Here is an 18092-nt window from a genome sequence, read left to right on the forward strand (position 1 = left end):
TTTTTTGGATACATAATCGCGTACAGTACGATCTGACCCCGTAAAACTATGAAAATCCCTTAATTGTTCATACATTTTTTTAGCTGTTCTATGATACTTCTTTTTCTTCTTTAAATCCTCTTTAATCCACTTATCTATGATTGGTTTAACCGAGTCCATCACTCGTGCTTTCCGTTTTTGCTTTTTCTTTCTTTTGAATTCTTCCTGATTTGCGTACTTACTAACTGTGCGTGGGTCAACTTCCATTCTTCTTGCCACATCCGCATAGGTTTCACCTTTTTGATTTACCTCATGTCTGATATAATCAATTTGTGCCACTGCTAACATCTCCTAATATCCTCCTGTCGAACGTTGTTGGTCCAACGAGGAGTTTAAAGTTATTTGGGGGAGTTGGCAAGTGGCGCATTTAATTTATGTATGGTCCTACGGACCATACATAAATTAAATGCCAATCCCTACATTATTAGTTTGCCATAAACAGCTGGAAAGAATGGAAGAAAATCAAAGCGAGAAAGAGGAATCTTAATTCGTCTGGGTATTAATCCAGAACAAGCGTGGGAATGGGCGAACACAAGGAAAAGCTACTGGCGAACATCACATAGCCCGATATGAAGTCGAGCACTTGATAATAAATATTGGGCAAGTCTGGGGCTCAAGAGTCTATTGGGTAGATATCAAACGGTTAGTTTTTTAGGGAGTGGCATAATAAATAATTTCAACTACCATTTTTCCCTACCGATAAAGTTATGGGATTTGAGAGACCCCAGCCGCCGTTGAAGATATTGATATTAAGCCCTCAGATTATAAAGCTTCTATTCTTCCACTGAGAGATAGCAACCCCTATCCGTGTATCAGCGCACTTGGCCTCTTTGATTGACTCGAATCTTAAAATGAAGGCTTTACGTGGGATTAGTATCGAGATAAATGAATAACCCGATCACAGTGATTCATCACATAAGGATCGTGTGAAACAATCACGATTGTTTTCCCTGATTGATTCAATTGTATCAATATGTCTAAAACGCTATTCCTATTAGCCTCATCTAGTGATCCTGTAGGTTCATCGGCCAATATTAGATCACAATCTTTGGCTAAAAGGCGTGCAATAGCAAGTCTCTGTTGCTCACCGCCAGACAGCTGAAAAATCTTATCTTCTAACGTAACATCGAGTTGAAGTTCTTTTAGTAATTCAAGCTTTTTCTTTTTTTCTAATCTTCCTTTTTTAACAAATCCAATATCAAGATTATAACTAACAGATTTATCATCAATTAATGCAAAATTTTGAAAGAGAAAACCAATGTTATGTCTGAGTAATCTTTGTGATTGACGAGTGTTAGATTTCACATTTTTTTCTCCACATACATTGACAACCCCAGAATCTGCTTTTTCTAATAAGCCAATAATATGAATAAGAGTAGATTTTCCCGCCCCACTTTGTCCAGAAATACATACTAGTTCTCCTTTATTAATTACTAACGAAAAATCTTTTAAAATAAGTTTGTTATCAAAACTTTTATTTATGTTATGCAATTCGCAATAAGCCAAGGTTAGGCACCTTCCTTCAATATATTAACTACATTTTGTTTTTCAAAATAGTTGATCATGGCGATCATAATACCAAATTCGATAACTATTTTTAATATGAAGATATGATAAAAATCTGTCTGAATTATACTGAGGCAAAGTATATATTCAATAATGTTTAAAAGTAACGATAGTATTAGTAGCTTATGGTATTTGTTTAAAAAGGATTGGCCAAATGTCTTTCTAACGAAAAATTCATATCGGTGACGTTGAAATAATAAATAGACATATTGAATTAATGTAATCATAAGTAATACGGTTAGAGCTAACAAGATCGTAATAGTCAAATAAACTTCCTGCTTTAAGACATTTATTTCGTTCAAAATTAAATCATTAATTCGAATAAGGTGGGGGAAGTTGTCATCTAAACCATATTCTCTCAATATAGGTAACAGTTTTTCATACGTTAATTCGGGATCTGTTTCGATTAGCTTAATAAATAGCGTCTGATTACTTGTAGATGTATAGAATGTATCTGGGACTAATGCATTGCTCTCTGTCATTACCTGGATGATCGGATCAATGATGATATTATAATGATTAGGCATCACATTTGTATTTAATGAGAATACTTCTTGACCAGGCTTCATATAAACAAATATAACTTCAGTACTTTTTTGTTTATCATTTTGTTCATAGAGCTCTTGATGTAATTTATAAAACCCTTCACGAGCTGAGCTAAAATAGTCATCATTTAGCTCCTCTTTCTCTCTATACTGTTCAGGGATAAGGTAGACAGTTTCTTCCACATCTTCACTAATCTCAATTTGTTTCCCCTCCGAATCATATAATGGATAAGTTTTTAGATAATTCGGATTAACTGTGATTGACTTAATATAATCATTGCCTACATTAACCTCGATGCTTTCCGTTGTATAAAGGTCTGAATTAATATAGATGGCCTCAAATGTTTGATTAAGTTTCGGATACATTGAGTATGTTGGTATATCTAAGGGATACTCACCAGCCCGGATTAATTCAGTATCATCTCCTGATTTGACAGGATGAAAAACTCCAAGGTTAGAGGATTTTGCCCAATTGTTTAACGCTTCTTGTTTTTGTTGAATGTGTGTAAGGTCTGAAATTAAACTAATAACACAGACGATAATAATTGTTGACACAATCAATTTAAACAAGATGATTAAGAAAGCTATTGCACCAATTGGTTTTTTACCATTGATACAATAAGTCATTTTTATCCTACTTGTGTATACTTGGCAAATCAAAGTCAATAAACACAAAAGTGTAATAAATACAAAAAAATTAGTGAGAAAAATTCTGCAAATAAAATCAAAGTTGTTATCTTTTATAAAAAATAAAAAAGGAATTATTAAAACCTGACTTAATAAAAAATTTATGCTAAAAAACTTAATAAAAACTTGGTAGCATATATAATTTCGAGTGTGGCCATTTAATTTCATTACTGAAATAGCTTTGGTTTGAGAAATAAGGTCATACAAGAAAGTTAAAAACATAATAACCAGAAAGAAAAGAATAAAGATCAATATATCGAAGTCTGTTTGGCTATTTATTCGTTCCTCTTCTGTATTGTCTTGGTACATATCAGGTGTGAATGCTTCATGACTTGACTCGTTAATATAATTAACATAGTCTTGAATAAACTGATTAAATTGTTCAGGAGAATCTGCTTCAACTCGGTACCTTCCAGAATATCTATAGTTAGAAGTCAAGTGATCTAATATAGAAATTGAGTAATTTCCTCCTCCACCAAAATTAGCAATAACCCCCACCTGATTATTGCTATTTGTATGGTTAGTTGACATGAATTTTTCAGGATCTAACATATCATCGTGCGTTAACATTTCACCTTCACTCAGTCTTATTTGCTGAAATAGACGTGTATTTGTCGTTAACCATATGTATTCTTCTGTATAGGACTCATCCTTTTCATTATCATGGTAAGAAAAGGATCGACTGATATTAACATTATTTTTATTTGCTGCATCCTTTAACCAAACTATGTTTTTGGGGTCAGCGTTTATTATGTCTTCAGGAACTTTAAATCCAAATGTATACGTTTGAGAGGAATTAATCAGAGTTTGATAACTTTCAGTTTGATATGAAAAATAGTTAGCTGCGAATAACACAAAAAACATGATAATCATAAATAATTGAATAAAACGTTTCACATAAAAGCCTCCACTAGATTAGGATTATTAAAATAAATGAAGTAAGTATATTTTTATAAAAGAAGAGTCACTTAGCTCTTAAGTGACTCTAATCGCCATTCAGAGTTATTTGACATCCCAATTACAGTAAGCAACTGAATTGCGCGGGCCAACTGCACTAGATTTAGATGTTGTACGGGCTTTCACCCAACCACTATTATCATAATTCCCATCAATTTCTGAACTGGAACGATGCTCTTTCGTATTGTGATCAAGGTTAGACCAAACTTTCTTTTTTAACGTAACGGTAAGTCGGGTTCCATAATCCCAGCGTCCATTACCTCCATCGACGTCTTTAATCGTATAAGGAGTAATAGATGAAGGTTCTCCTTTTAATACCACTGTACCACCATTTGTTATATCCTCCTGTGCAAAAACAGGTATCGATATAAGTGATATAGCAGTAAAAATAACCATCACAAGTCCAAATTTCTTCATTTTAACAACCTCCCTTCATAAATAATATCATTTGTAATATATTACAAAATAATTGTAATATATGAAAAAATAATTTACAATAGTTTTCCATATATTTTTAAAATTTGTATGATTAAATGTATTAATCTTTCACTCTATCATTCTCTTTTTGCGTGCTAGCCTTTTAGCAAAGTCAGTTATTTTTAAAAATTTGATGGCTGAATTATATTACATTTAAAAGCGTTGCACAAAACGTTCAGAATTATGACTTGTGCAGTCATATAGTCAGATAAGTTAGAATTTAATGAGAGATAACATGGAGGAGAACAAAGGAGAATAAAAATATGAGTGTAGGCTAACATCTATAAAAGATGTTTGAATCTGAAAATGGACATGAGCAATAATTTTCTATTGCCAGAGCACACAGTTGTTAATCTTGATCATTTTAATGAAACAGTGTGGGATCTGACTAAAGAGGACCAAGATCGTATGCATTATGTTAACAAAATACTCTTTATAATACAGTTAGAATTCATGCCCATTGTGGAATGAAGTCACCTTATAATTTTGAGCATGCCTTAACAAGCTAACTCACTCAATGAATACGCAGGGCTCATCTAGCAAGCGAAAAGACCATTCAGAATAGGAATGTGAATGGTAGGTAGGAAACCAGACAGCGTTTATGCCGCGAAAGTCTCTTGATATGGGGGAGCACCTTCTGGTATGATCTTGAGGCGAAAAGCGCCTTTGCTAAAGGTTATTTTTTCCTGATATAAAGGAGTCCAGAGGGTTCAGGGGTCCCGTGTCAAGAAGAACGTGGAGTAGATGCGTGAATGTTATCAGACAACTGTTAAGCAAGAATAGGAATGATCCACTTATCCGAGAGAATAGCTCTCTCACCAGACATTTGGCTCATAATTAAGTAGTATTCAAAACTAGGATTTTTTCTACTTTTAACTTGTCCCGAAATCTTGACAGAGAACCAAGGAGATTGCGTATGATTTGTTGGAAATAATGGAGAAAATCAAAACGAGAAAGAGGAATCTTATCTGGGTATTAATCCAGAAAATAAGCGCGGAATGGGCGAACACAAGGAAAAGCTACTGGCGAACATCACATAGCCCGATATGAAGTCGAATACTTGATAATAAATATTGGGCAAGTCTGGGGCTCAAGAGTCTATTAGGTAGATATCAAACGGTACATTGGACTTAAATGAAACCGCCGTATACCGAACGGTATGTATGCGATGTGAGAGGACGGGAGTTAATCACTCCCTCCCTCCTACTCGATTACTGTCTAGGAAATGATCAATTTTTCGGAAGTGGATAACACGTAGGCAACCAGTTTAGCGACGTCCAGTTTCGAGCGCTAAAAACTAGGCGATTAAGTCATTATCGGTTCGCAAGCTCAACGTGATTCCTTTATCACAGTTGATTTGCTCCAGTTGCTATGTTTTAGCGAGAACTCTACGCTTTTGTTCGTCTGCTACTTTCCAATATTATTTTGGATAATAGGTATCAATAACCAAATTTAAATCCACTTGATTCTAATTTTTGCATGTATCGCAGTGTAACCGGCAAGACTCCTTCTTATAGAAATAAGAGAACACGTCACGTCTAAGTGTGAGATCCAACAGCCAGTTACGGCCCGATTGGTTCAACTAACGTTCAGTGGGGGATGGAGGAAGCTAACTAAGTTCGCGACGTCTTGTGACGTCTGCACGAGCACATTCGATGCGTCGAACCTCCCTGAACGAAATTTCACTTTGTCTATTTAGGATATCGTTATAAACTTTCAGATGATTATGCTATAATAAAAAAAGTGACTACTTAATTGAAATGGGATGGATTCTATGTTTAGAGGGATGTGTGGACATGCTAGGTGAGGGTTTTACACTTTTTAATCTGCTGAAGATAATTGTTGATATAGCCCTTGTTTGGTATGTATTATATAAATTAATTATGTTTATTAGAGGGACAAAAGCCATTCAACTTCTAAAAGGTATTTTTGTTGTTGTTATTATATATTTGATCAGTTATTTTTTAAACTTACAGACTGTTCAAGCGATTATCGAACAAGCTATCGTTTGGGGCCCCCTTGCTCTAATTATTCTGTTCCAGCCTGAACTCCGTCGGGCACTTGAACAAATTGGACGAGGTAGCTTCTTTAGTCGAAACAGAAGATCTAAAGAAGAACTTCTTAATCAAACGATCGAGGCAATTGTAAAATCATGTAATTATATGGCTAAGCGTAGGATAGGAGCGCTTATTACGATTGAGCGTGAAACAAACATGGGTGACTTTATTGAAACGGGGATACCTATACATGGTCAACTAACTAATCAATTGTTAACGAATATTTTTGTCCCCAACACGCCTTTACATGATGGTGCTGTTATTATTAAAGAAAATGAAATTGTAGCAGCCGCTTGTTACCTTCCATTGTCCGAAAGCCCTTTCATTTCAAAGGAGTTAGGAACACGGCATCGAGCGGCAATGGGAATTAGCGAAGTAAGTGATGCACTTACGATTATTGTTTCTGAAGAAACAGGAAGTATATCTTGTACAAAGAATGCTGAGCTTCATCGTGATATTACTGAAGAGAGATTGACTGAGATTCTAAGAAAAAATTTAGAAGCAAATTTCGGCAAAGCCCCGACATTAAAAAGCTGGAATTGGAGGGGAAAGAAAAGATGAATGACTGGCTGAATAAACCTTGGGTTATCCGTGTCATTTCATTGTTTCTTGCGATAATCGTCTTTATTGTGGTATCACTTGATAATCAAGATACTCGATCCGCAGACGTAGGTGGACTTGACGCTATCTTCAATAGTTCGCAAGAGACACAGGTTATAGAAGATGTACCGGTTAGCATTCAAATAGATGATGAACAATATGTTGTTAGTGGTGTACCACAAACAGTGACGATGACGATACAAGGTACAATCAGTGTTGTTCAATCCACTGTTACTCAGCGCAATTTTGATGTTTTTGTGGATTTAGAAGGATTGGAGCCTGGCACTCATACTGTCCCACTACAATATGAGGGTATTTCTAACCGTTTGTCTGTATCGATTGAACCCGAGGTGATAGAAGTATCCATTGAAGAAAGAGGCACAGGAGATTTTACTGTTGAAGTTGATTATACTAATGTTGAGCAGATGCAACCAGGTTTTGAGATAAGCTCCACTGTCGTATCTCCTTCGACCGTTACGGTTACAAGTTCTAAAAGTGTTATTGACCGTATTGCAATTGTCAAAGCTTTTATTGATGTGGAGGGTATTGGTGAGTCACTAACTATAACTGATGTGCCAGTGCGTGTCTATGATAGTGAGGGCAGTCAGTTAAATGTAAGGGTTGAACCGGAAACTGTAACGGTTGAGCTAAATGTACAAAGTCCTAATAAAACAGTTCCAATTCATGTTGAGACATCAGGTGATTTGCCAGATGATTTTCGTTTAGTTTCAGTGGAACCAGAGATTGATGAGGTTCAGGTTTTTGCAGCTGAGGAAGATTTAGAAGCTATAGATCAGATTCATACAAAACCAATTGATTTATCAGAAATAACCGAAACAACATCGCTAGACATAGAGCTTGATGTCCCTGACACAGCTAGGCTCATTTCTGAGGAGATAGTAACAGTAAACATTGAAGTCGAGGAACGAATAGAAGAGACGATTGAAGATGTGGAGATTAATATTGAGAATCTCCGAAATGGTTTAACGCCATCATTTCTTAATCCTGAAACTGGTGCTTTGGACATTAATGTCATTGGTTTTCAATCAGATTTAGCAAATCTAAATCGGGCTGATTTTCAGCTATTAATTGATCTTGCTGGATTAACTAGTGGTGAATACCGAGTCCCCATTGAAGTTGATGCTCCGAACGGCATAGAAGTTAACTTGGCCTTAGAAGAGGCAACAGTACAGGTAGAATAAAAGTGGAAAGTTGTAAATGGAAAAAGGAGAGGTACATTATGGGTAAATATTTTGGAACAGATGGAGTACGAGGGATTGCAAATGAGCAACTGACTCCGGAGCTAGCCTTTAAGCTAGGTCGCTGTGGTGGACATGTACTGACAAAGGATAAACAAAAACCAAAAATATTAATTGGAAAAGATACACGTATTTCTGGCGATATGTTAGAAGCTGCTTTAATTTCGGGATTATTATCAATTGGGGCAGAAGTGATGCGATTAGGTATTATTTCAACTCCAGGGGTAGCGTATTTAACAAAAGCGATGAGTGCAGAAGCGGGGGTCATGATTTCGGCGTCCCATAATCCTGTTGAGGATAACGGTATTAAATTTTTTGGTCCAGATGGGTTTAAGCTAACTGATGAGCAAGAGTTAGAGATTGAAGCTCTAATTGATGCTGGTGAAGATAAGCTTCCTCGTCCAATTGGTTCAGAGGTTGGTCAAGTTAATGATTATTTTGAAGGCGGACAAAAATATATTCAATACCTAAAACAGTCGGTGGATAATGACTTTGCTGGCTTACATATCGCATTAGATTGCGCAAATGGTGCAACTTCTTCATTAGCCACCCATTTATTTGCTGATCTAGAAGCTGATATTTCGACAATCGGCGTATCACCTGATGGTCTAAACATTAATGATGGGGTAGGTTCAACACATCCTGAGACGTTACAGGCCTTCGTTCAAGAGAAAGATGCTGACATTGGCCTAGCCTTTGATGGCGATGGTGACCGTTTAATTGCTGTGGATGAAAACGGAGAAATTGTTGATGGCGATCAGATTATGTATATTTGTGCGAAATACTTAAATGAACGTGGACTATTACGTCATTCAACCGTTGTATCGACAGTCATGAGTAACCTTGGTTTTTATAAAGCAATCGAAGCACAGGGGATGAAAAGTGATAAAACAGATGTTGGTGATCGATATGTCATGGAAGAAATGAGAAAAGGCGGCTACAATCTTGGTGGTGAACAGTCTGGGCATATCATTTTTCTCGACTACATCACGACAGGTGATGGAATGCTGACAGCATTACAATTAATTAATGTTATGCGAGAAACTGGGAAAAAGCTATCTGAGCTAGCAGCAGAGATGCAGAAATTCCCACAAGTTTTAAAGAATGTCAAAGTACTTGATAAGCATCAAACTTTGGTTGACCCTCGTATTCAAGAAGTCATTGCTAAAGTAGAAGAGCAAATGGGTGAAGACGGGCGTGTCTTAGTTCGACCATCTGGTACTGAGTCATTGGTCCGGGTTATGGTTGAAGCACCAACACTTGAACGTTGTAATGAAGCAGCAGATCAAGTTGTTGAGGTTGTCCAAACACTTTTTGGTTATAAGTAATAATATGGAAAGACTACTGATAAACAGATTGGTGAATCGATCTGTCACAGTAGTCTTTTTGTTTGCGGTTCAGTATACTATGGATGATAGATAATAAATTAAACGCAGAGAGGGAGGCGGATATGATGTATTCGATTAAGCCTATTGCAACTGTTCATAATAGTAGAAAAGAGCTTGTAGATGATCGTTGGGGAGATATTTTATCAACGATTCAGTTAGTTGATGGAATAAGCGATCATGCTTTAGCAGGAATTAATGAATTTTCACATTTGGAAATTTTATTTTATTTTAATAAAGTATCTGATCAGAAAATTCAATACAATTCCAGACATCCGAGGAACAACAAGGAATTTCCTAAAGTTGGTATATTTGCTCAAAGAGGAAAGAACAGACCAAATAAACTTGGAAGTACCATTGTTGAACTTATTGAACATAAACCTAGAAATTTAATTGTAAAAGGTTTAGACGCTATCGATGGAACACCGATTATTGACATTAAACCTGTTATGAAAGAATTTTTACCCTGTAAAAAAGTAAACCAGCCGAATTGGTCTGCAGAACTGATGAAAAACTATTGGCAGTAATGCATTTGGCATATTCTATGACGTTTTGAACCTGCTTTTGATAATGGTCGATAATAGGTTTGCTAGTTCTCTGTTAGTTCAGGCTAAAGTTGTTTGCCTTTCACTGTTCATATAGATTAAGGTTATCTTGTTATATTTTTATCAAATATTTTATTCAAAGTAGGGGATAAGAGAATGAATAATCAGAACGGAAATGCAATGACAGGCTTGTTAAGGCTATGTGAATGGCTTGCAAAACTCGCCTATATTAATCTGTTGTGGCTTCTGTTTACCTTAATTGGTCTTGTCATACTAGGATTGGGGCCAGCAACAGTAAGTGCTTTTATTGTTATACGAAGGATGCTACATGGTCAGCAAAATCAGACGATATGGAACAGTTTTACTAGTGCTTATCGAGAAAACTTTTGGTTGGCGAACGGCTTAATAGCTGTGATTGGATCTGTTTATTTATTTGTCTTGATTGATTTTGGTTTGATCAGAATATTGCCCGACCATCCAGTGCTAGATTATCTTGTATCACCAGTACTTATGATACTAATTTGTGTCTGGACAGCCCTGAGCGGTTATACGCTAGCTTTATTTTCTCAATACAAGCTTCGTTTTTGGTCATATTTTAGTGACAGCTTTTGGTTAATCGCTTTATTTCCTTTTTCATCGATAGGAATGATCTTTGCTCTATTTACTGTTACTTGGCTATTGACTGTTATTCCTGCAATGTTACCATTTTATCTTGTTTCAATCCCTATACTTATGATTCAATGGGTTGCCAAACGCTCCTTTAACCGATTAGAAGGAAAGAAGTTGTTACTTGAAAAAATGGAGTCAAATCATTAGAAGTGGTTGACAATGTATGGTTGACGTAATATATTATAATGGAAAGCGCTTTCGTTAGGAGTATGAGATGACAACGATATATGATATTGCGAAGAGATCCGGTTACTCAATTACAACCGTTTCAAAAGTATTAAACAATTATAAGAATGTAAGTGAAAAAGCCAAAAGAGCCGTATTAGAAGCTGTTGAGGAATTAGGCTATACCCCCAATTCTTCGGCAAGAACGCTTGCTACTAATAAGTCATGGATGATAGGTGTCGTATTTGCTGAGCATTTAGGTGTTGGTATTGCCCATCCTTTTTTCAGTGAGGTGATTGAAGGGTTTAAAAAGCATGTTGAACTCTACAATTATGACTTGTTGTTTGTATCAAGACATATGGGTATGCAAAGAGAAACATACAAGCATTTAAAACATCGAGGTGTCGATGGGGTTATTGTCGTTCAATCCTTTGGTGATGATTTTATTGGACAGGAAGAATCGCCAATTCCAGCCGTTTACATCGATTTACCACTAGAAACACCTGGGTCAGTCTATAGTGATAACCGTCATGGGGCTCAATTAGCTGTGGATTACCTTGTAGAGCTTGGGCATCGTAAAATTGCTCATATTATGGGTGAACAGACTAGCTTCGCTGGAATAGAAAGAGCAAAGGGTTTCAAAAAGGCTATGGCTAATCATGGACTAGATCTACCCGAACATTACCTTGTAAATGGTGGATTTTTCTCATATGAGGGTGGCCGTGAAGCGATGATTCGTTTGTTAGCCCTACAAGATCGTCCAACTGCAGTTGTCGTTGCAGGAGATAACATGGCATTAGGGGCGATGAAAGTGATCAAGGAAGCTGGCTTAAGTGTACCGGGAGACATCTCGCTTATTGGCTTTGATGATATAGCGATTGCCAAACATGTCGACCCGCCATTAACGACGATTAGACAAGACAAGGAACTTATAGGTAGACAAGCTGCTATCATGCTACTTAATCAAATTAACGGTGATGATAGTGGAATGACCAAGGTTGTTCCTGTACAGCTGATTAAGCGAGAATCTTGTCGTCCGATTTAGTCATCAAAAATGACTTTAGGACATAGTATAAAATAAAGATAAAGCGCTTTACTATATAAAAAGATTGGGGAAATAGGATATTAATGTGTTTTTTTACAAAAAATCAAAATGTAAGGGTTATCATTTCGTGTTTATGCTTTCAAGTGACTGTTTTGTAATAGTAAAGCGCTTTACTTATAAAAGTAAATGATTTTCTCAATGATTAAACAAATGGATATTCCGTTGAGGAGGGGAAAGTTGTGAAAAATTTCGTGTCAATTCTAACTTTGATTGGTGTTCTGTTTATCTTAAGTGCATGTTCAGAGGATGAACCGGATCTTATCGTCACATCTTTTACGGATGAACTGCAAGAGCCCATTGAATATTTTGAGCAATTACATGATGTGAAAGTTGATTTGCAAATCATTCCAACAGAAAATTATGTCAATACCTTGCGTCCGGCTTTAGAAAGTGGGAGTGGCGCCCCGGATGTTTTTACAGGTGAAATTGTTTATTTGAAGGATTGGATTGAGCAGGACTACTGGGAAAATTTATCTCAGGAACCGTATAACGTTGATGAGTGGCGTGATGACTATATGGAATATGTTTGGGATTTAGGGATTAATAGTAACGGTGAAGTTAGAGCGGTGTCATGGCAGACGACGCCAGGTGGGATTTATTATCGCAGAAGTATTGCTCAGGAAGTGCTTGGCACTGATGACCCAGAGCAAATTGGTCAAATGTTCTCAACAATGGAAGGGCTAATGGAAGTCGGTGAGAACATGAAGCAACATAATTATCGATTATTTCCTGACGAAGGATCAATCGCCCCCTATACGAACGGAGCTAACCCTCAGCCTTGGGTAAACGAGAATGATGAATTGGTCATGACTGAGGAACGACTTGCTTACTTTGATTACGCTAAAGAGCTTAGAGAAAAGCAATATACAGCTTTGGCGCCGGCGTGGTCGCCAGCTTGGTATGCCTCCTTTACGGGTCCGATTAGCTATAATGTCGGTTGGGATGAGATTGATGAAGATGCGGATCAATCGGATCAAACGGAAGTTTTTGCTGTTTCATTACCGACCTGGGGCTTACATTCTGTCTTAAAAGAAGAAGCACAAGAAACGGCAGGAGATTGGGCCGTAACAAATGGACCGACTCCATACTTTCAAGGTGGTACATGGATCGGGATGTATAAGGATTCGGAAAATAAAGATTTAGCCTTTGAATTTATTAAAATGCTCGTGAATGATCAGGAATTCTTGACAGAATGGGTAATGGAAACAGGCGATGTGCTTTCATATTATCCAGTTATGGAAGAGGTAGCGGCTGATTATGCCGATGAATTCTTAGGTGGTCAAAATCATTATGACTTCTTCATTGAACGTGCAGAGGAAATTGATGCAAGCACGGTAACACGATATGACCAGCAAATCGATGAGCTTTTTGGAACGCAAGTCGGTGCCTATGTTGAAGGAAATCTAACGAAGGAAGAGGCGATTGAGGAGTTTTATAGTCAAGTTGTTAATGCTTATCCAAATATTGTCGTGCCTGAGTAGATTTGCAGATGGAAAAGGGTGCGTGTAAGCAAGCACCCTTTTCCTATTGTCTGTTAGAGAAAGGAGCGAGAATTCGTGAAAAAAGGTAATCATCAGGCCTATCTCTTTATTGCACCATTTGTGATTGTATTTCTTATTTTTAATATTTATCCTATCTTCTTAACGTTTTACTACAGCTTAACCGATTATACGGGGATGGGTGGAATTGAAAATGCCCGCTTTATTGGCGTAGACAATTATATCCGTTTGTTTAGTGATCGTTATTTTTATCAAGCTTTCTTCAATACGATTCGAATATGGGGCTTTAATTTTATTGTCCAAATGTTAATTGCCCTTGGCTTAGCCCTGCTTTTTTCTGATATTCGCCTAAAGTTAAAGGGAGTCGGTTTGTTTCGGGCATTATTTTATTTGCCTAATATTATAACGATTGCTTCTGTAGCATTGCTATTTAGTATTTTGCTTGATTGGAACCACGGTGGACTAAATCAAATGCTGCTAAGCCTTGGCTTTATAGATCGTCCGATTAATTGGCTCAATTCACCGGCCTATGCCCAATCAGCAGTCGCGCTGATAGGAGCATGGATGTGGTTTGGTAATTCATTTATTGTCCTTTTAGCTGGTATCTCAGGTATATCAAAGGACTTTTATGAAGCAGCATTAATTGATGGGGCTAATTGGTGGCAATCGTTTAAATTTATCACCATACCACAGCTAAAACCGATTTTGCTCTATGTACTGATCACCTCCATTATCGGTGGATTGCAAATTTTTGATTTGCCAATGTTATTGACAGATGGTAATGGCTCACCGCAGGGTGCACTAAATACGATGGTGTTGTATTTGTATAATCAAGCCTTTAAATACAATAATTTCGGCTATGGAGCTACAATTGCATATGGTTTGTTCTTTATTACCGTTATATTCTCAGCGATAACTTTTAGGACAATGTACCGTAAGCAAGTTTAAGGGAAGGAGACAAAAGCGATGAATAAAATGAAGCTGGCTCGTTTCATTATTTATACATTTTTAATTCTGCTGGTTGTCATCTGTTTTATTCCATTTTATATGATGATTATCAATGCTACACGGTCAAATTCTGAGATATTAAGAGGTTTTTCGCTTATTCCGGGTGATGCATTAAAGGCGAACTATCAAACGTTGACGAGCTACATGGACGTTTGGGTAGGGTTTCGGAATAGCTTAATGGTAGCTGTATCGGTCACGATCCTTAATGCTTATTTCTCAGCGTTAACCGCATTTGCGTTAGTCGTCTATGATTTCAAATGGAAGAATGTCATTTTTATCACGTTTATTGTGATGATGATGGTTCCGGGACAGTTGGGTCTAATCGGCTTGTACGATCTTAGTGAAACATTAGGTATTTTGGATACTTATTGGCCATTGATTATTCCAGCGATCGCTGCACCATTTACCGTATTTTTCTTTAGACAGTTCTTAATTACCACAATGCCGATCTCGATTTTAGAGGCTGGCCGCATTGATGGTGCCTCAGAGATACACATGTTTCACCGAATTGTCTTACCTATACTACTTCCAGCAATTGCTACGATGGGGATTTTTACGTTTATTGGTTCATGGAATAACTACCTCGTTCCACTCGTTATTATTCGCTCACCAAGACTCTATACTCTTCCAGTGATGATGGGCGCACTTAGTGGTTCTCCAGTAGCGATGAATTTAGGGGCAATGTATTTAGGAATAGCTATTTCGGTCGTTCCGATTATGATTGCATTTCTCTTCCTATCAAAATACATCATTAGTAGTATAACAGCTGGTTCAATTAAAGGATAAATAAATAGAAATGAGGTGAATGGTTTATGAAATTTGAGCGTCACTTTACGTTCGGAACAGCAACGTCCTCATATCAGATTGAAGGAGCGACAAATCAAGATGGGCGAACACCATCGATTTGGGACACGTTTTCTCGGCAGCCAGGTAAAGTTTTGAATGGAGATACAGGTGATCAAGCGTGTGATCACTATAACCGTTATCGTGAGGATGTTCAGCTTATTAAACAGTTAGGGGTGGATAGCTATCGCTTTTCAATTGCTTGGCCCCGCATTTTCCCTGAGCAAGGCAGATATAACGATGCGGGGATGCAATTCTATCGTCATTTAATTAAAGAACTGAGGGAAAATGGAATTCAACCAGTGGTTACCTTGTATCATTGGGATTTACCTCAATGGGCCCACGAACAAGGTGGCTGGCTTAACAGAGAATCTATTACATGGTTTTATCACTACGCTGAGAAGGTTTTTACTGAACTAGACAGTGAGGTTACTAGTTGGATTACCATTAATGAACCGTGGTGTGCTGCTTTTCTCGGTTATCAGCTCGGTGTACATGCACCTGGTCATACGAATGTGGAGGAATCAATCATTGCTGCGCATCATATGCTGGTTGCTCATGGCAAGGCGGTTGATTTACTGAAAAATAAATTAAAGTCAAAGACACCTATTGGTATTACCTTAAATTTAAGTCCTGTCTACACAATTGATTCAAGTTTTAATAATGAAATTGCTCGTCGTAATGCGGATGGGTTTAAAAATAGATGGTTTTTAGATCCTATTTTTAAAGGGTGCTATCCGAATGATATGATTAATCTCTTCTCAAAGTATGTTCATGATTTCTCGTTTATTAAATCGGGAGACCTGGCAACGATTTCGGTGGCGTGTGATTTCTTTGGCATCAATTATTATAATCGCGATCTGGTCGAATTTAGTGCGCAAGATCCATTTATGTATCAAGAAGCTTATTCAGATTACCCGAAAACTGGAATGGGATGGGATATTTCACCGGAGGAATTCAAAATGCTGGTTCGCAGGTTGCGTGATCAGTATACGGATCTGCCTATCGTCATTACTGAAAATGGAGCGGCCTATCCCGATGAAGTGACTGATGATCATCACGTACATGATCTTGAGCGGGTCGACTACCTACGCCAGCATTTACAAGCCATTGCTCAGTTAAATGAAGAAGGAATGAACATATCCGGTTACTACCTTTGGTCGCTATTTGATAATTTCGAGTGGGCATTTGGATATGGTAAACGGTTTGGCATCATTTATGTTGATTTTAATTCACAAGAACGCATTTTAAAGGATAGCGCCAAATTTTATCAAAGGATTATTCAATCAAGGGAAATAGAAGGAGTTTAACATGACAAAAGCAATCAGAGTTATTCAATCTGCAAAGGAGAAGGGTCGCTTTTGGCAGTCTTCAGTCAGTCAATTAAATCGATCAGACTGTAAAACTAACGTTGATATTGAGATCAATACCGATAGAACCTTTCAAACTTGGCTTGGATTTGGGGGAGCAATTACCGAAGCAGCAGCTTATAACCTGAGCAAGCTCTCAGCAGAGCAAAGAACTAAGATATTACAGGCTTATTATCATCCTGACCAGGGGCTTGGCTACACGTATGGGCGTGTACATATCAATAGCTGTGACTTTGCCTTAGGTAATTACGATTACATTGAAAAGGAAGATCAGCACTTAACTAGTTTCTCTATTGATCATGAGGAGCGTTATCTGTTGCCGGTATTAAGGGAGATTAATACGATAACGGGTAAGCCGCTTCATTTACTCGCTTCGCCTTGGAGTCCACCAGGATGGATGAAAACGAATGGTGAGATGAATAATGGCGGTCGTCTAAAGAAAGAGTATTATGCTTTATGGGCTGATTATTTTGTCCATTATATTAAGGCAATGCAAGCAAAGGGAATGACTATTTGGGCAGTCTCCGTCCAAAACGAGCCTGCAGCAAAGCAAGTCTGGGACTCATGCTTATACAGTGGAGAAGAAGAATGTGCTTTTGTTAAATATTTAGGTCCAGCACTTGAAAAAGCTGAGCTCAATCATGTTCGAATTGTGATCTGGGACCATAATCGCGATCTACTTGTAGAGCGAGCGAAAGCAGTATTGGATGATCCTCAAGCTGCTCAATACGTTTGGGGGATTGGTAACCACTGGTACGTTTCAGAGCAATTTGAGAACCTATCAAAAGTACATGAGCTTTTTCCTGATTATCACTTAATTTTTACGGAAGGATGTATCGAGGGTGGCGTCCAGCTAGGGGCATGGCATACTGGAGAACGCTATGCTCGTCATATAATTGGTGACATGAACAACTGGTTGGAAGCTTTTATCGACTGGAATATCGTGCTTGATGTCCAAGGTGGGCCGAATCATGTTGGAAATTACTGTGATGCACCAATAATAGTTGACCCCGCTAGCGATAAGGTTTACTTCAATAGCTCCTATTATGCGATTGGCCATTTTAGCCAATATATCAAGCCCGGAGCAAAGCGGATTCAACTTAACCGAAATGGGGATGAGCTACAGGCTACCGCTTTTAAAAATGATGATGGCTCAGTTGCTAGTGTAATCTTAAATGAGACTAATGCTTCTAAGGAAATAAAGCTAGCTATTGATAACGACTTAGCATCAATAACAATTCCGGCCCATTCCATTACTACAGTTGTTACTGGTTAACTTCATTCAGCAGAAGCCTCCTACTTTTCTACATTCAGAG

General features: G+C 37.6%; 14 protein-coding genes and 1 pseudogene. 11 read left to right on the forward strand and 4 right to left on the reverse strand.

The window, feature by feature from the left end; translation table 11 throughout:
* The 4 genes and pseudogenes from ASE01S_RS11890 to ASE01S_RS11905 all read right to left on the reverse strand — a co-directional run.
* A pseudogene (locus tag ASE01S_RS11890) lies at positions 1-327 on the reverse strand (IS21 family transposase); the annotation flags it as partial.
* Positions 328-909: 582 nt separating this feature from the next.
* Positions 910-1545 (reverse strand): ATP-binding cassette domain-containing protein, encoded by a 636-nt coding sequence (locus tag ASE01S_RS11895; RefSeq protein ID WP_067842584.1) that lies wholly within the window; start codon positions 1543-1545, stop codon positions 910-912.
* Positions 1546-1547: 2 nt separating this feature from the next.
* Positions 1548-3734 (reverse strand): DUF1430 domain-containing protein, encoded by a 2187-nt coding sequence (locus ASE01S_RS11900; protein WP_067842586.1) that lies wholly within the window; start codon positions 3732-3734, stop codon positions 1548-1550.
* Between the two features lie 105 nt (positions 3735-3839).
* A complete protein-coding gene (locus ASE01S_RS11905) occupies positions 3840-4211 on the reverse strand; it encodes a lactococcin 972 family bacteriocin (RefSeq protein WP_067842589.1) in 372 nt (123 codons plus the stop codon).
* Between the two features lie 1856 nt (positions 4212-6067).
* Between ASE01S_RS11905 and cdaA the strand changes: the two genes are divergently transcribed.
* The 11 genes from cdaA (at position 6068) to ASE01S_RS11960 (ending at position 18052) form a co-directional block, all read left to right on the forward strand.
* Positions 6068-6889, forward strand: coding sequence for a diadenylate cyclase CdaA (gene cdaA / locus ASE01S_RS11910; protein ID WP_067842592.1), 822 nt, complete (start codon positions 6068-6070; stop codon positions 6887-6889).
* Entirely contained in the window at positions 6886-8130 is a 1245-nt protein-coding gene (locus tag ASE01S_RS11915; RefSeq protein ID WP_067842594.1) for a CdaR family protein, read from the forward strand. Before cdaA ends, ASE01S_RS11915 begins: the two co-directional genes overlap by 4 nt.
* Positions 8131-8168: 38 nt before the next feature.
* Positions 8169-9515, forward strand: a complete 1347-nt coding sequence (gene glmM / locus ASE01S_RS11920; protein ID WP_067842596.1) for a phosphoglucosamine mutase — start codon at positions 8169-8171, stop codon at positions 9513-9515.
* 122 nt (positions 9516-9637) lie between these two features.
* On the forward strand, positions 9638-10099 hold the full coding sequence (locus tag ASE01S_RS11925) for an SAM-dependent methyltransferase (protein WP_067842598.1): 462 nt from the start codon (positions 9638-9640) through the stop codon (positions 10097-10099).
* 174 nt (positions 10100-10273) lie between these two features.
* Positions 10274-10933 (forward strand): YesL family protein, encoded by a 660-nt coding sequence (locus tag ASE01S_RS11930; RefSeq protein WP_067842600.1) that lies wholly within the window; start codon positions 10274-10276, stop codon positions 10931-10933.
* Between the two features lie 67 nt (positions 10934-11000).
* A complete protein-coding gene (locus ASE01S_RS11935; RefSeq protein ID WP_067842602.1) occupies positions 11001-11996 on the forward strand; it encodes a LacI family DNA-binding transcriptional regulator in 996 nt (331 codons plus the stop codon).
* Positions 11997-12235: 239 nt separating this feature from the next.
* Entirely contained in the window at positions 12236-13537 is a 1302-nt protein-coding gene (locus tag ASE01S_RS11940) for an ABC transporter substrate-binding protein (RefSeq protein ID WP_067842605.1), read from the forward strand.
* A gap of 75 nt (positions 13538-13612) precedes the next feature.
* Positions 13613-14503: a carbohydrate ABC transporter permease gene (locus ASE01S_RS11945; protein WP_067842608.1), complete on the forward strand. Its 891-nt coding sequence runs from the start codon at positions 13613-13615 to the stop codon at positions 14501-14503.
* An 18-nt stretch (positions 14504-14521) separates the two neighbouring features.
* Positions 14522-15349 carry a carbohydrate ABC transporter permease gene (locus tag ASE01S_RS11950; protein ID WP_067842611.1) on the forward strand — a complete coding sequence of 276 codons (828 nt, stop codon included), beginning with the start codon at positions 14522-14524 and terminating at the stop codon, positions 15347-15349.
* A 26-nt stretch (positions 15350-15375) separates the two neighbouring features.
* A complete protein-coding gene (locus tag ASE01S_RS11955; RefSeq protein ID WP_067842614.1) occupies positions 15376-16716 on the forward strand; it encodes a GH1 family beta-glucosidase in 1341 nt (446 codons plus the stop codon).
* A gap of 1 nt (position 16717) precedes the next feature.
* Positions 16718-18052: a glycoside hydrolase family 30 protein gene (locus ASE01S_RS11960; RefSeq protein ID WP_067842617.1), complete on the forward strand. Its 1335-nt coding sequence runs from the start codon at positions 16718-16720 to the stop codon at positions 18050-18052.
* The last annotated feature ends 40 nt before the right edge of the window (positions 18053-18092 follow it).

It is taken from the genome of Amphibacillus sediminis NBRC 103570 (assembly GCF_001552275.1).
In the GTDB taxonomy this organism is placed as follows: domain Bacteria; phylum Bacillota; class Bacilli; order Bacillales; family Amphibacillaceae; genus Amphibacillus_B; species Amphibacillus_B sediminis.